This is a genomic window from Desulfobacterales bacterium (genome assembly GCA_034003325.1).
GTDB lineage: Bacteria > Desulfobacterota > Desulfobacteria > Desulfobacterales > JAFDDL01 > JAVEYW01.
In genome coordinates this window covers 15,192-29,785 of sequence record JAVEYW010000028.1, presented here as the reverse complement: position 1 = coordinate 29,785, position 14,594 = coordinate 15,192, and the positions used below count along the sequence as shown (strand labels likewise).

The window sequence follows — 14,594 nt, the reverse complement described above, 5'->3', positions numbered from 1 at the left end:
AAGAACCATATTCATTCAGACGACAGAATCCGTGAGACCCAACAGAAAATTTCCAAGGCGACACAGGGTCAAACAACATCGATTTTTCTATGAATACAAAACAAATTGTTAAGGAAACGGCATTGAGATAATGAGAGAGAGCCTTATGAATACCGGGAATAAAAAAGCAACTATCATGCTGGTGGACGATACCCCGGAAAACTTGAATTTTTTAGCTCAGCTGCTTACCGGGCACGGATATAAAATAGTGGAATTTCCCAACGGTGAAATGGCCTTGCGGGCCATCGCCAAGAACCCGCCGGACTTGATTCTGCTGGATATCTTGATGCCTGAAATGGACGGATTCGAGGTATGCCGACGCTTGAAACTCATTGAAAAACTAAGAGATATACCGGTTCTTTTCATCAGCGCGCTGGACGATACTGCCAACAAGGTCAAAGCCTTCTCGATAGGCGGTGTGGATTACGTGACCAAACCTTTCCAGGAAGAGGAGGTCATTTCAAGGGTGCGTGTTCATCTCGAGCTACAAAGGCAGAAACAGGAGATTAAGCGACTGTTAAACGAAACGATGGTTGGCACAATCAAAGCGCTAAGTGAACTGCTGGCCATATCCTGCCCCGAGGCGTATCGGAAAACATTGAAGATAGCTCAATACGTGCGCACTTTCGCCGAAAGAGCGCACCTGGAGAATGCGTGGATGTATAGTGTCGCAGCCAATCTTTCGAACTTGGGGAAACTTGTCGCTTTATATTCTAAAGAAGATACAAAAGAAACGATTCCGATTCAAACCGATACACAGCCAGACCCCCACCGCAACACCTATAAGGAGGTTTCTGATATCCTGCGCAATATCCCTAGGTTGGCCATTGTTGCCGCCATGATTGAAAAAATCGGCTTCTTTCCGTATATCAAAACGCCTTGGCAGGACTGGCCGGCCGAGATTTTAGGTAGTCAACTATTGACCATTGCTTCCGGTTTCGAAGATCAACGAGAAAGTGGTTTTTCAGAAAAAGAAGCCCTGCTGTTAATGCATAAATCCCAACTCCCGGACCTTTTTCACTCAGATCTATTGCGTGATTTCGGGCGAACGGTCTTTGGCGTAGACATAGCAAATGCTGAAAATTTGCAGATTCAAGAAACACAAAACGCGATGATGGTGGATTTGGTGGCGTTACGGCCAGGCCATATTCTAGCTGAAGACCTTATCTCAAAATCCGGAACACTGGTGCTTTCGAAAGGGACGCACCTCACACAAAACCTCTGCTTGTTGCTAAAGACAAAAAACTGGAGAAGCCCGATAGTCTTACCCATCAAAGTGTTTCTGAGTAGCGAGAGCGTTTTGTCTGATACGGCAGCAGTCGAAAGCCTTTTTTTTTCTGATCAGGGCGATAAACCATTCACCTCAAAACCTTAACCTGGAGTATAGAGAAGTTTTCCCCATGAATAAGCAGAATAAAAAAGCAACTATCATGCTGGTGGACGATACCCCGGCGAACCTGCATCTTTTGGAAAATATGCTCCAAAGTCGTGGATATAAAATAGTGGAATTTCCCAACGGTGAAATGGCCTTGCGGGCCATTGCCAAGAACCCGCCGGACTTGATTCTGCTGGATATCTTGATGCCTGAAATGGACGGATTCGAGGTATGCCGACGCTTGAAAGCTGATGAAAAACTTAAAGATATACCGGTTCTTTTCATCAGCGCGATGGACGATACTATCAACAAGGTCAAAGCCTTTTCGCAAGGCGGTGTGGATTACGTGACCAAACCTTTCCAGGAAGAGGAAATCCTGGCGAGGTTAACGACCCATCTCAGCCTGCGTTGGGCGCAGCAGGAACTAAAAAAACAAAATCTTTATCTGGAGGATCTGGTCCGGGAAAAAGTCAAGGAAATTTCTGATTCGCAGCTGTCAACCATCCTCGCGATATCCAAGCTGGCAGAGTATCGAGATGATGAAACAGGACAACATATCGAGCGCACTCGCATATTTTGCAAAATCCTTGCTCAAGAACTGCAGAAAAATAAACGTTATGCTAAAATCATCACGGATATGTTCATTGAAAATATCTTTCATGCCAGCCCACTGCACGACATTGGCAAGGTAGGCATTCCTGACCACATCCTCTTAAAGCCGGGAAAGCTCACCCCTGAGGAGTTTGACATCATGAAGACTCACACCACGATAGGGGCTAAAACCCTTCAAAATGTACGTGATCGATATCCCCAAAATGCCTTTATTAATATGGGCATTGATATTGCGAGATCGCATCACGAAAAGTGGGATGGCACCGGTTATCCTGATGGGCTTGCCGGGGAGGAAATTCCATTAAGTGGACGCATCCTCGCCATAGCGGATGTCTATGATGCTCTTCGCTCTAAGCGGCCGTATAAAAATCCTGTTTCTCATGAAAAAAGCTGTGCGCTCATTCGAGAAGGCACTGGAAAGCACTTTGATCCTGCGGTCGTAGGTGCATTTTTATCGATCGAATCCGAATTTTGTGAACCAATCGTCCAACATTTGGACACGTGAAGTCGCCCATTTCTCGAGCAGGACGTTGGTGCCAAAAATGATCCGATGCGGGGGCGTGGGCCGAGTTTGGCGTTTCGTCTTGCATAATATATTTGAACGAGTAATACGCCGGCGATCCGGATTCATCCCAGGTGCAAACGGGTTAATTTGATCTCTACGGTAACAATTCAAGGGAAAGTCCGTTTCATGGTCTATAAGGATAAAATGAATTCCGATATCATGATTAAATTCATGGAACGGTTAATCAAAGGTCCGGAACAAAAGCTATTCCTAATACTCGACAATCTTAAGGTCCATCACAGTTACATAGTAAAAGATTGGCTCGAAGAACATAAGTCACAAATTGAGGTTTTCTTTCTCCCGTCCTATTCCCCTGAGCTAAATCCGGATGAGTATCTCAATTGCGACCTGCAAGCCGGGGTTCATTCAGGAACTCCGGCAAGGAATACAAGATCACCTAAAGAAAAAGGCCGTATCCCATTTAAGAATGCTGCAAAAAATTTCATACTGAGTAGCCAGATACTTTAAGCAGCCGAAAATTGCTTATGCAGCATAGGTCGTCTATTAAGGTGCCGGGTTAATATTATCATTTTTATAATCTGGACTCCGAGGGTCGATCAGATCGCCCGTGGTTGAAAATTAAAACCCAGATGGAGTCACTGAGATGGGTATGCAGGGTTATTTTAATTGGGGTGGCAAACATAGACCCAGTATCCACAATATGATGTATAACCGATTTTCGCTCAATCCACCCTCTGAATTGCAGAACAGTTGCCAAACCCATCACTAGTCCGCCACCTTTTTAAATGTGAAGACTCTATTCGGTATGATTCACCCAGCCCGGGGCCGACTTTGCCTGTTAATGTTACATTGCCACAAGGGGTAATTTTAGGTTGCTATTCATGGATATTTTGCCCCTGTTTCAATCAAGACTGTAAGCCGGTTCACAGCTTTTCAGCGGAACTACAAGGGCTACCAGTCACTAAAATCCACAACAAAGTAAATTTCATCAGGAGACCTTATGCCAAAGGCAGAAAAAGACAGGGATATCGAACAAGGCCATACTACCAGCCAGATGGTGGGAAAACTCCGTCGACTGGCGGACTGCATCGAACAAAGGAAACAGTTCAGAATCCAGATCGCCGGGGAAATGGTTATGGTGCCTTCAGATGCAGCGTTCAATATCGAGCACGAGCGGGAGGGAAATTTGGAGGAGGTTAGATTTCAGTTTAAGTGGCGTATAGGATAATTTCCGCTTAATCCATCCGAAGCAAAAATTTTGGACGGTTTTTTGGTTTATCGCCCGCAAATCCATTTTTTGTCATTTTTTTATCTGATTGGTACCCACACCATTGTTGATTTTAAAATTATTTGAGTATGAATTTTCTGTTTAAATTGAAACGGTTTCGGAATTTTCAGATTATTTGATAGGAGTCGCTGCACTCCGGCTGATTTGATTGGGTTTTTTTAGGGCATACCAAGAAGCATCATATCAAAAAGAGAGGGGGCTCATCGGCAAATACAGTCTCCCCTCATTGGCATGATGCCACCTCAACCGGCTATCCCTTGTCGGGTTGCTCCCCAGCAGAGCCCGGTGCCATTTCACCGGAAGCTGATAATCTTATTTTGGGCTATAAAATTTCAGAAGCTCACTCTGGGCATGCTCGGCACGGACCGATTTTTGTTGTTTCATTGCAGCGGCAATAAGCGCCGCCCTGGCCAAGTGGTTGGCTTTTCGACTGTTGGCCATCCATGGAATATGCGAGGTCCTATCCGAAGGGTTCAATAGCGACGTTCTCGAAATGAATCTTGAAAGAAAACAAGAGGAGGTTTACCCATGACCGCAGACATCGATATTAAGTCGTTCCTTTCATCACCTCATTGCAAATCACTTGCCCGCGCAACAGCAGACACTTACCGCCACGCAATCAATAGCCTGACTTCCTTCATTTCAGGCCGTGCGGGGAACCGACCTGAACCCAGCATAACGGCAGACCTGCTGAACGATTACACACAGCACATGGCCGGCCTTGGCAAATCTGGGAAAACGATCCAGCAATACATAACGATCATCAAGATCGCCATGCGGTCCATCGGCCACCCGATCGAATACACCTACCGGATACCCAATGCCGAAAAAAAAGCGCACAAGCTCAAGTCGATGAACCGGTGGTTCACCGAAGACGAAATCAGGCAGTGCCTTGGATACCGATGGCCGGAGTTCCATATCCGGAACCACTTGATTGTCAGGCTTATGATTGAGACCGGCGCCCGGGTCCGGGAGATTGCCAACGTCCGATTCAAGGACGTGGCCATGACCAAAAAGACGGTGTGGCTCACCGATTCAAAAACGGAGCCGCGGCCAGTATTTTATTCAGACGACACGAAACGTAGCTTCGAAAAACTTTTACGGGCCACCAACGTCATTATTTTTGACCATCAGGCCCGAAAGGTTTTCCCGTCTCCGCAGCACATCAAGAAAATTATCACCGACATGTTGGTCGATATCGGAATCAAAGATTCGAAAGACGGCAGGGGCCCGCACACCTTCCGGCATTATTCAGCGACATATCTTCATTACGTGGGCGGCATGAGCCTTGCCGACATTGGGCGGCTGTTCGGGGATAAACCGGAAATGATTAGGGATCGGTACCTGCACCCTACGCCGGAAATGATGCAGGCAAAAATGGAAAAGGCGATGAATTGGTAGTTCTGACTTTTTTCGAAATTGCCAACCTGCGCCGGGCAGGGAACGCAGCTCCAGCCCACCCCTGCCCCACCGCCCCCAGACCCCCGGCGCCCGGATGGACCTAAAAAATATCAAACGGCCTTTACATTGGTTTCTATCATCCAAATTTTTTCCCAGCAGGCATCTATCCATTCTGCGATATGTATATAATAAAGCAGATACCCCTTTCGCAGCTAATAGATTCTAAAGCTCATATACTATATATCCTGATATCCTGATTTTAACTTAATATATATTATGTTATTGATTTTTTACATTAAAAATAAACCGATACGAATAATCAACACATTTTTTCAAGATCGCGCTGGCAGTCAATACACAGCCGACAACTCGGCATCGCCCTTCTTCGCTTTTCAGGGATCGGTTCGCCACAATTTTCGCAATCAGTCGTCCCGGGCCGGCCAAGTTCATTCTGAATTGCCTTCACGCCGGTGCTGCTTTGAAGGTTTATGAATTTGTCAGCCACATCACAATCGTCCATCTTCCTTCCCTTTTGCCTGTTATAAATTCGCCTGTTTGAAATACGTTTGCCAATCAGTGTGCTTAACGACCAAATCTTTAACGCTGTCGATTCTCCGGAATTGCCCTGAAAATTTGTTATCCGTATCCGTGCTCACGTTCCATGGCTTATCTACCAAGAAAACGAAAACATCCTATTTCATGAGCGCAATTGCGGTATCGAGGTAATCTTCAACAAAGATGGGTTCTATTCGTGAGTCTCACTGGCGTCTATGCCAGTCCTTTCTAAAATCATTCGTGAGCATAAGCCCCAGAAATCCACCAGGCAGCCGTCCAGATCCGTTGCGAAACTATTTGCAGGCATATCAAACCTCCATATCGTCAATCAATTTTTTGGTCTGTTCAGGAGACAGGAGTTTCAACGGGCTTCCCTTCCATTGAGCAAGCTGGCAGTGCGGATATTCTACTTTGCTCCCCGGCCAGTTGCCGGCCCATTCGAGGCCTTCGGCCACAGCGACCTCTCCATATATTTTCCACAGGTCCGGCCGGCGCATCGACCAGTCGATCTTTCCGCCTACCATAACGGCAGAATCGAACGCCAAACCATAGTTGTGATAGCTCTCTCCCGGGCCAGCCCATGTGATGTGTTTTCCGAGCCGCCCATTTTGCGGCCCCACATCAATCAGGACCTTCGCAAGAAAGTCAAAGCCCCTGGCATCAAGGTCCATGGCCTTGCGTTTAATCTCGCTTATCCCACGAGTGCTTCTGTAGATAATTGCCTGCTCTTTCAAGGAGCGCTCAATGCAATATGTGATAAGCTCAACTCCGAGAGCCTCGCACCGGTTACGAACAGAAAGAATTTTTTCGGGCAAGGATTCCTTTTTTTCAATAATTTCGTCCATCTCTTTTTGACTGATCATCTTTTTTATTCTTCCTTCCTTCATTATTTCTTGTTTCGAAGAGCTACGAAACAGTCGTTTTTTATTACTCTGCAACATAAGGATAGAAAAGCACGCTTTTCTGCCACATAGCGGATGATTCCTGCACCATAGCGGCGAATTTCTGCAACATAGCAGGCACTTTCTGCAACATAACTTTCGGCTTTTTTTTAATTAACATGCCATTTTTGTTATGCTTCCAGTTTTTTAGCATCTTTTTTCTGCAACATAGCGGGCACCTTAACCACCCCTCACCCCACCCGCCACGCAAAATAAAAAATTTGCCTAATTCCTTAAATGTATTTTGTGGAGGATTTAAATTTATATAAATCTCAACCTTTTGAAAAATAGATTTAAGGAAATAGACATCGTACTCCTTTTTCATATATATTTTTATAGTCATCCTGGCGCTATGTTGCAGAAACGTACTGATTGAAGCAATCCTTTTGATTTGATACGATAAGCGAAAAACGGCAGGCTTCGCTATGGTGCAGAAATGGCTGCTATGGTGCAGAAATAGCCCCTTATGTTGCAGAAATCGGCACCTATGTTGCAGTAAAAAAATGTAAAGGCTCTTGTAGGAGAGATTTAAGCTCGCTATGTTGCAGGGCTCACCTGGGGCTGAGGATGAAAAATTTGTCAGCTCATCTCCGTTGTATTTTTGGGGTGAGCAAAAAATATATTTTTCTTCACACGAAAAAATACAACGCGCCAAGGAGTACTTTTGGGGTGCCTGGGAAAAGCTATTTTTTGGGGGTTGAAAAAATCCCATTTGCGCAACGGCTCCTATTCGTCCAAGTCAAGAATGGTCGATTTCGTGTCTCGAAGGTAATGAGACAACTGGAAGAGCTTCGGCGTCGGCAGGTATCCCCGTGACGACTTGATCAGCCGCTCTTCTATGAACGGTTTTAGCTCCCGGTAAATGGTTGACCGGTCGATATCGAGAATATCCCTGAAGTAAGTTTGCTGTATTTTGTGCGCCTGGTTGTCCGGGGAACATCTCAGTAGCTCCCTGACGATCAAGGATAGGTGCTCTTTCCGGTCTACGCCTTCGTTTATGTGTGCTTCGAGCTTCCTTACGACGTCCGCCTCGTTCACAATATAGTTCTCCTTCCTGTATTGTTCCGCATACTTGTCAAGCTGGCAGTTCCGGCTGGCATAAATTGAGTCAAGCCAGGTGGAGATAAAATCAACGTGTTTTTTCTCAACGGAAATGGTTTTAAAATCATCGCTCGATGACAAGTCAAGCACCGCGGCCGCAACGCACATGCGGCAAAAGTTTTTGCGGAAATCCTCAGCATAGACGATCGGAAGATCGTCGCAGCCGCCGAACTTGGCAGATAAACTTTCAGCTTCGTTCCGGATGGCGGAATTAATTTCTGGCGATAGCTTTATTTTGTCATGCGTGAGGCTCCATGCATAAAAAATAAGCGCCTTCAGGCTTTCAGGCGTGAGACGACACCCAATCCCGGTTGGCCGTCGAACATTATAAATCAGCGATTTATCGCGAATGTCATTGGACGCCGCGAACATTACCACGTCAAACCGGCGGATCATCATCTTTGGGAAAACATCCTTAATCGATTCACACCCGAACCGGAAGGATCCCATGGTCTTTTGATCGGCGGCATTGAACGGGTTCTTCGGGTTGCAACTGAACAGGCATCTTACCTGCGCCTCGAACTCCTTCGTCGCGATCCTGTCGATTTTCAGCCGGCCGCGGTCAATGGCATCCGCCATGGTCTTTAATTCCTGCTGGTCGACGTCCTGTGCCTCATCGATCAACAATATCTGCTTGTTCATTTTGAGCAGTGCCCCGGCTTTGACTCGCCACCCGGTTCGCTCATTATGCTCAAGGCCGTAAACGATACCGGTCCTTGATGCGGTCTGCCCGGAAACGATTGTCCCAACCCCTGCGAACTTCAATGTGTTTTCGAAGACCGTCGATTTGCCGGTACCTGAGTCGCCTATCAACGCCGCTGACAGCCACCCGCGGATAATTTCATCCTCATGAAAATCAATCCATAACGGGGAGCACAATGTCAGGAGAACGCCAATGTGGATGTCGTACCGTTCATATATCCGCGTCACGTTGAACATGAGGTCATCGATTATTTCGCCGGTCATGAGGTCGTATTGCTGAAGGGATCTAAGGTGCGGTTTGGCGTCATCAATTCGAAAGGCCTGCCAGTCTTCTTCCTGGGCCTCAATCGAATCGATCATCATCGTTGGCATTTGATTTTTCGGATGCGTGTGAACATACCCAATGGCTCGGTATTTCCCAACCGGATAGATTTTCGGGCTGTTGATATAAACCGATTTTTCAACAAGCTCGGTCGCGCTGGTCCCGGTAATGACCTGGTGCGCGAGGACCTCTCTCAGCGTCGTTCGGTCAATGTCCTCGACCTCGACAACCGGGTGGCGCCCCTTGTCACACACGAACTTCTGCAGCGCGATCTCGAGCTGCGTGTCCCTGGCATGAACGGCTGTAAGCTGAATCCTGTCCCCTATCTTAATTGGAATCGGCTCATCGCACGAAAATTGCCAGTCGGCCCGGCCGGAGCAGCCAATTTTTTTCCGGCCTTCGCAATCGAGGACGCGAACTTTTGTTGGCGCATGGTATGCCTCTGTGTTCTCGCCGAAAATCATGATGTCGCACTGAACGCGCTTCCCTGCATATTCGGGATCATCTATTTCCGAAAACGACTTTAATTTAATTGGTTCTGGGATCTCAGGGGCTTTGACAGAAAAATCTTCCGGCGCTGCTGCCGCGATTTTTTCAAGCAGATCTTTCCCCGTGCCGCCGGCCTTCACGATATAATCAGTGAAGTCCTTATTCTCCTTGTCTTTTGGGTTCTCGAAAAGCCATATGATTTTCAGGGACAGGACTTCGCCCTTCCTTACAGCCGACCTGAACAAGGACCGGATTGACTTGTTCACCGCATCCCGGCCGGCCTCGTCGCAATCCCAAACGAGAACCGCATGGTGTCCGGAGAATGCTTTTACCCATTCCGGGTCAAACGCCTCCTTCCCGTTCGTCGGGGAAACGCTCAACAATCCGGATTCCTGCTCAAGCAGCATGGAGTCGAACTCGCCTTCGGTAATTGCGATCGTTGACCCTGGCGCCGCCTTCACCAACCGGTCGATGCCCCACAGGCGCTTTTGGTTGTACCCGGTAACGCCTATGGATTTGGGCTTGATCTCCTTTTTCCATGCGTGCTTTCGGATGTTCACCAACTGACCATCCTGGTCGAACACCGGGAAGGTTACCCGCTGCTGCTTCTCACTGAAACCGATCTTGTATTTGGTAATAGAGTTGTCATTCAGGCCGCGATGGTTATGAAGATAATCCCTGACCTCATCACTGATAGCTGCGGCAAAAAAATTGACATCTTTTTCGGTAGGGGGCCGGTCCTTTTTGTCGGTCGTCTTTACGTTCTTTTCCTTGGCCCAATAGCTGACGATCTCGCCATAATTTTTACCGATGATCCCTGGATAAAAATCCCGGCACAGGTCGAAAAACGAAAGCTTTTCGCGCATTCCGCCGGCGCTATTAAATGTCACAAGCGTTCCGCGGCCAGTGCCCTGCCCTACATAAACCCCGGCACTCGGGTCGTTGTCTTTTTTATATGGGTTTTTGCACTCGGCGAAGCCTTTGTCACTCGTGCTGCCCGTAAACTCAACGCCCATTTTTTGGTATTCGCTTACAACATCAATTCGGCTTAGAATTTCCGCGCGAACTGCTTTCCAATCCACCTTCGACATGGCCGGCCCCCTCGGATTGATCAATAAAAAAACGTTCCAGCATCCTGAATGTTGTCTTCTCTGCGAAGGGTCTGTTAGGGCATGCCCAGACATGAATGCCGTGGCGCTGGGACCATGCTATTGCGGAGGAATAAATTGTTTTCGGGTTGAGCTTGGACCTGGAAGGGGGCGCCCTCAATATGGAAAGCCAGTCAGCCTCTATGATTAAAGCCGCATATTGAAAAGATGACATCCGTTCAATCTCACGCTGGAACCGGGACCGGCCCTTCCCGCATGATCCGAACAAATCTGATATGGATTTTCTCTCGATGGTTATTTTGTCTTCGTGCCCACCCAGGCTATAGTCTCCAGTCGGCAATGTTTTGACAGTCAGCTTCGGTTTCGGCACACAATTTAAAAATAGAAACGGCGTCTGCTCGCGCGTATCTATTATAATTTCGATCGGCTTTTTTTGAATCATGGGTTACGCCGCTTTCTGGTTTAAAATCAATGTTTCTTCGATAAGTTTTTCCTTGAGCATCGTTTTCCGGCGTAGGCTGTCGTCTCTTCCGATTGCTTCCCGTATGGCCTGAAACTGACCAACGGTGATGCAGAAAAGTTTTGCCCGGCTGATGGCGGTGTAAATCCACGACCGGTTGACGAAAAAGCCGAACGATTTGTGAACCGGGATAATGACAACTGGTGCCTCGGATCCCTGCATCCGATGGCAAGTGCAACAATAGGCCAACAGCAGGTTGTTCACCTTCAGGGGGAGCTTCACGATTCTTTCCGGGTCGAAAAACTTGACGGTTATTTTCTTGCCGTCAACGGCCACCACTTCGCCCATGTCACCATTTACGATCAAAACCTTTTCGCCGTCCTCCGACTCGATGCCCTCGTTTTTGGTTTGGATCACCTTATCCTTGGCTCTGAAGATTGTGTCTGCGGATTGTGCGCATCCGGCCGGCAGCGGGTTTAGTATCCCCTGCAGCACATCATTAATCGCATCGCATGAAAGGGCGGATCGGCTGTTGGTCGGGCTGATGACCTGGACATCCCAAACCGGGTCAAGCCCGCGGACGGCAATTCGCTCTGTCACAATATTTCTGATAACTTCCTGTATCCGTTCTGGTGTGCTCACTTCGATGTGCCGGAGGTTGAGGCCGTCTTCAGGCTTTAGTTCCTTGCATGGGTCATATTGCTGCCCGGCGGCGATTTTATGGCACGACTCAACGATCAGCCCGCTATTCCGGTGTATCATGGTCAACTCAACATGCGGGACAACGCTGGAAGCCATCAGGTCGCGCAGCACGGCGCCTGCACCTACAGATGGAAGCTGGCCTTTATCACCAACGAGGAGAAGCTTCGTTTTCCGCGGGTCAATGGCTTCCATGACACTCGCCATCAAATCATTCGGCACCATTGACAATTCATCGATAATGATGAGGTCGGCTGGGAATTGGCTGTATTTGTTGTAAGCGAATGAAAAGCCATCAACGTCAAACTGGCAGCCAAGTGCGCGGTGAATGGTTGAGGCATATTCGGATGTCACCTCTTGCATTCTCTTCGCGGCCTTTCCTGTGGGCGCCATTTGAAGAACAGAAAGCCGCCGTGAATTCGCCCAGTTGAGGACTTCTTTTATGGTAGTGCTCTTTCCTGTGCCTGGGCCGCCGGTAAGGATTGATATCGAATTATCTTGGACCATTTTCACAGCAGTCAACTGCTGCTCAGTCAGTTTAATTTCCATGCTATATCCCTTCAAGCTCCTCTTCGGAGATTTCGTACTCTTCTGCGTCTTCCGACTGCATTTGAGATTCCAGTTGCGATTGCGACTGCGACGGCGATTCATTTTTTGCCGAAAGCAGCCTTTTGATTGCTACCGCGATCTCAGTTTCACTCCGATCGGTTGGGGCCAGCGCATACGAATAACCCCTCGCAACGATGTCACCATTTTTCAACAGCCGGGCAAGCCCGTCATACGGGTTGTTCCCGATAAGCTCATTGACCGCTTTTTCAATCTCGGAGAAAGCTACCCAGGTTGAACCATCAATAGACTGCGCCTCAAGAAGGACATGCAGGACCGCAGCCATCGCCCGTTTGCTATCGCGCGGATCCATTCCAATCGCCATGGCAAGCCGGTCTGCCGTCAAAAACCCGATTTTCCGGATCTTGGTAATGACATACGGGTTCTCTTTTATTTTTTCTACCGCATTGGCGCCGTATGCCTGAATCAAATCCATTGGGAGAGACTTCTTGATTCCGGGCACAAGGGAGAAGATTCTTTCGAGTTCAATGAGCGTAGATTCAATCTTCTCATTCGATATCAGCGCGGTCTTGATCTCCAAGGCCCGCTCAAGGGTTATCCCGCGAATATCACCAGCCACTTTTTCGGGGTCGTTTTTGAGGACGTTTAGCGTGTCGTCCCCATATTGTTTTAACAGCGCGTTCGCGACCTTCGGGCCAACCCATTTTGTGATTCGAACGAGGTATCGGTATATCCCCTCGACGTCATCGGGCCGCTTCACTTCGTACCAATTGAATTTAAATTGCTCTCCATACCGCTCTGTTTTTACCCATGTGCCTGTGAGCTTATATGCCATCTGTTCTTCAGGGTTGACCATCGTCCCGATCGCCACGAACTCTTTTCCGGATTCGTCCGAAAACGACCCGATCAGGAACCCTGTGTCGATTTTTTTGAAAATTATTTTTTTGAGGCTTCCGACTTGCACAGATTGTGATTCTGCTGCCATTAAGTCCCCCTATTAATAACCGGCTATGCGCGGGGCTATCATTTTATCGATTTCTTTTTGAAAGTTTCCGATTTTTATGGGGCGGTTTTGATTTTCGGTGAGATGTATCAAGGCCTTTCGGTACCCACCGCAACGCTTGAAATATCCTTCACTGGCAAGAATGTGCTCATATAATGATAGCTGCAGCGAATACTTGTTCATGTCGTGGGCCTGAAGGTATTCGATCGGCTTCAATGCGTTTTGATAAAAATTTTCATCTTTGATTTTTGCGTTTTGCTTCCAGTCAAGGACAATGACCTCATTTGACCCGCGATCGATCATCAGCAAATCAATCATGCCGGCAAGCCCAAGCTCGGGGGAGGCGACTATAACCTCGGCGCCAGCGAACTCGAACCTTTTTAAAAGTTTTACAACGGCAAGCGCCGCCTGGTGGAAAAGCTTGTTTTCCCTCTCAGACGGCGCCGCCGGCATCACAAGCTCGCCGTTAAACAACCCCTCGGCATAGGCATGCACATTGGTTCCCTCGCGCCTGGCGCGCTCACCATTGGCATTCCATTCAGCCAACAAAGCATCCGGGTCGACGCCACGTTTTTTCGCGGTACGTTTCGCCACAGAGGGGGCATCAAACTTTGGGAAAAAGCCCCCTATGAAAGTTGTCACCGATGTTAGCGATTGACCGGTCTCTGTGACCATGTACGTGTGGCTTTCATCGTCAAAAACGATGGTGCGACCCGATGGATGCTTTGCTGTTTTAATCATGAGCCTGAGCCTTGCCTTTTGCTGTTTCGAGACGAGATTTATATGTCGGTGTAATCATCTTCCGTGACTTCGTGACCGGCATTTTCAGCCGACTCGTATCCGCTGAAGGCGACGTTGACATAGAACTTCCCGGTAGGGTTACCTTCCTTGTTCTTCCCTTCTGTTTTTTCAGTCGTAAGCACAGCGCGCTTCCCGATGATATCCTTTGCCCAGGCGCGCTTCGGAATCTCGCCGCTGGTATTCGTGATGAGTCCGCATCGTTTCGCCACCAGTAGCCGGCGTTTACGCATACCGTCTTTTTCGAGCGGATCATGCAACACGATGTCATCGTAATGGTATTTTCCTTCAAGGCGGTCTTTCTCCTGGTCTGTCGGGAGGCGAAGTTCCCCTTTCGAATCAAAGAGACCCAGCACCGTGTCGATGCGCCATTTCAAGTTCGCGCAAAGTGCCGTGTATTTTTCCCAGTTCTTTTGCCGCGGGGTTGAATCCTCGCAGGTACACAGGAACCTGCCGTGCGGGCGCTGTCCCATCGACTCAGCATCTTCAACAGCACCCTCTTCTATAGTTTCGCCAACTTGATCTTCGGTCAAATCGTCCCAAGATAACTGTTCTTCGTTCGCCATAGTTATGTTCCTTTCAAGGCATTAAAAGGTGTACGTGAATT

Annotated in this window: 13 protein-coding genes; 5 read left to right on the top strand and 8 right to left on the bottom strand. The window is 48.0% G+C overall.

Annotated elements, in window-relative coordinates:
- Window positions 1-130 precede the first annotated feature (130 nt).
- The 5 genes from RBT11_19935 to RBT11_19915 all read left to right on the top strand — a co-directional run bounded on the left by RBT11_19935 (window position 131) and on the right by RBT11_19915 (window position 5,241).
- Complete coding sequence (locus tag RBT11_19935) at window positions 131-1,414, top strand: response regulator (protein ID MDX9789056.1); 1,284 nt, start codon at window positions 131-133, stop codon at window positions 1,412-1,414.
- A gap of 25 nt (window positions 1,415-1,439) precedes the next feature.
- The gene (locus RBT11_19930) at window positions 1,440-2,531 is read left to right on the top strand and encodes a two-component system response regulator (GenBank protein ID MDX9789055.1); all 1,092 of its coding nucleotides are present in this window, start codon (window positions 1,440-1,442) and stop codon (window positions 2,529-2,531) included.
- Window positions 2,532-2,678: 147 nt separating this feature from the next.
- Window positions 2,679-3,059, top strand: a complete 381-nt coding sequence (locus tag RBT11_19925) for a transposase (protein ID MDX9789054.1) — start codon at window positions 2,679-2,681, stop codon at window positions 3,057-3,059.
- 493 nt (window positions 3,060-3,552) lie between these two features.
- Complete coding sequence (locus tag RBT11_19920; protein ID MDX9789053.1) at window positions 3,553-3,780, top strand: amphi-Trp domain-containing protein; 228 nt, start codon at window positions 3,553-3,555, stop codon at window positions 3,778-3,780.
- Window positions 3,781-4,368: 588 nt separating this feature from the next.
- A complete protein-coding gene (locus RBT11_19915) occupies window positions 4,369-5,241 on the top strand; it encodes a tyrosine-type recombinase/integrase (protein MDX9789052.1) in 873 nt (290 codons plus the stop codon).
- Window positions 5,242-5,560: 319 nt separating this feature from the next.
- On the opposite strand, the gene RBT11_19910 is transcribed toward RBT11_19915, so the two are convergent.
- From RBT11_19910 to RBT11_19875, 8 genes are all read right to left on the bottom strand, one after another.
- A complete protein-coding gene (locus tag RBT11_19910) occupies window positions 5,561-5,761 on the bottom strand; it encodes a TraR/DksA C4-type zinc finger protein (protein MDX9789051.1) in 201 nt (66 codons plus the stop codon).
- Window positions 5,762-6,104: 343 nt separating this feature from the next.
- Complete coding sequence (locus RBT11_19905) at window positions 6,105-6,659, bottom strand: M15 family metallopeptidase (protein ID MDX9789050.1); 555 nt, start codon at window positions 6,657-6,659, stop codon at window positions 6,105-6,107.
- Window positions 6,660-6,723: 64 nt separating this feature from the next.
- Window positions 6,724-7,449, bottom strand: a complete 726-nt coding sequence (locus tag RBT11_19900; GenBank protein MDX9789049.1) for a hypothetical protein — start codon at window positions 7,447-7,449, stop codon at window positions 6,724-6,726.
- A 14-nt stretch (window positions 7,450-7,463) separates the two neighbouring features.
- A complete protein-coding gene (locus RBT11_19895; GenBank protein MDX9789048.1) occupies window positions 7,464-10,442 on the bottom strand; it encodes an AAA family ATPase in 2,979 nt (992 codons plus the stop codon).
- Between the two features lie 463 nt (window positions 10,443-10,905).
- A complete protein-coding gene (locus RBT11_19890) occupies window positions 10,906-12,168 on the bottom strand; it encodes an AAA family ATPase (GenBank protein MDX9789047.1) in 1,263 nt (420 codons plus the stop codon).
- A gap of 1 nt (window position 12,169) precedes the next feature.
- Window positions 12,170-13,171 carry a helix-hairpin-helix domain-containing protein gene (locus RBT11_19885; protein ID MDX9789046.1) on the bottom strand — a complete coding sequence of 334 codons (1,002 nt, stop codon included), beginning with the start codon at window positions 13,169-13,171 and terminating at the stop codon, window positions 12,170-12,172.
- Window positions 13,172-13,183: 12 nt separating this feature from the next.
- On the bottom strand, window positions 13,184-13,930 hold the full coding sequence (locus tag RBT11_19880) for a hypothetical protein (protein ID MDX9789045.1): 747 nt from the start codon (window positions 13,928-13,930) through the stop codon (window positions 13,184-13,186).
- Between the two features lie 38 nt (window positions 13,931-13,968).
- Entirely contained in the window at window positions 13,969-14,553 is a 585-nt protein-coding gene (locus RBT11_19875; protein MDX9789044.1) for a hypothetical protein, read from the bottom strand.
- Window positions 14,554-14,594: the final 41 nt, after the last annotated feature.

Coding starts and splice junctions, on each gene's coding strand:
- RBT11_19875 (MDX9789044.1), bottom strand. CDS start 14,553: ATGGCGAACGAAGAACAGTTATCTTGGGACGATTTGACCGAAGATCAA.
- RBT11_19915 (MDX9789052.1), top strand. CDS start 4,369: ATGACCGCAGACATCGATATTAAGTCGTTCCTTTCATCACCTCATTGC.
- RBT11_19895 (MDX9789048.1), bottom strand. CDS start 10,442: ATGTCGAAGGTGGATTGGAAAGCAGTTCGCGCGGAAATTCTAAGCCGA.
- RBT11_19900 (MDX9789049.1), bottom strand. CDS start 7,449: ATGGGATTTTTTCAACCCCCAAAAAATAGCTTTTCCCAGGCACCCCAA.
- RBT11_19890 (MDX9789047.1), bottom strand. CDS start 12,168: ATGGAAATTAAACTGACTGAGCAGCAGTTGACTGCTGTGAAAATGGTC.
- RBT11_19905 (MDX9789050.1), bottom strand. CDS start 6,659: ATGATCAGTCAAAAAGAGATGGACGAAATTATTGAAAAAAAGGAATCC.
- RBT11_19920 (MDX9789053.1), top strand. CDS start 3,553: ATGCCAAAGGCAGAAAAAGACAGGGATATCGAACAAGGCCATACTACC.
- RBT11_19910 (MDX9789051.1), bottom strand. CDS start 5,761: ATGGACGATTGTGATGTGGCTGACAAATTCATAAACCTTCAAAGCAGC.
- RBT11_19885 (MDX9789046.1), bottom strand. CDS start 13,171: ATGGCAGCAGAATCACAATCTGTGCAAGTCGGAAGCCTCAAAAAAATA.
- RBT11_19930 (MDX9789055.1), top strand. CDS start 1,440: ATGAATAAGCAGAATAAAAAAGCAACTATCATGCTGGTGGACGATACC.
- RBT11_19880 (MDX9789045.1), bottom strand. CDS start 13,930: ATGATTAAAACAGCAAAGCATCCATCGGGTCGCACCATCGTTTTTGAC.
- RBT11_19935 (MDX9789056.1), top strand. CDS start 131: ATGAGAGAGAGCCTTATGAATACCGGGAATAAAAAAGCAACTATCATG.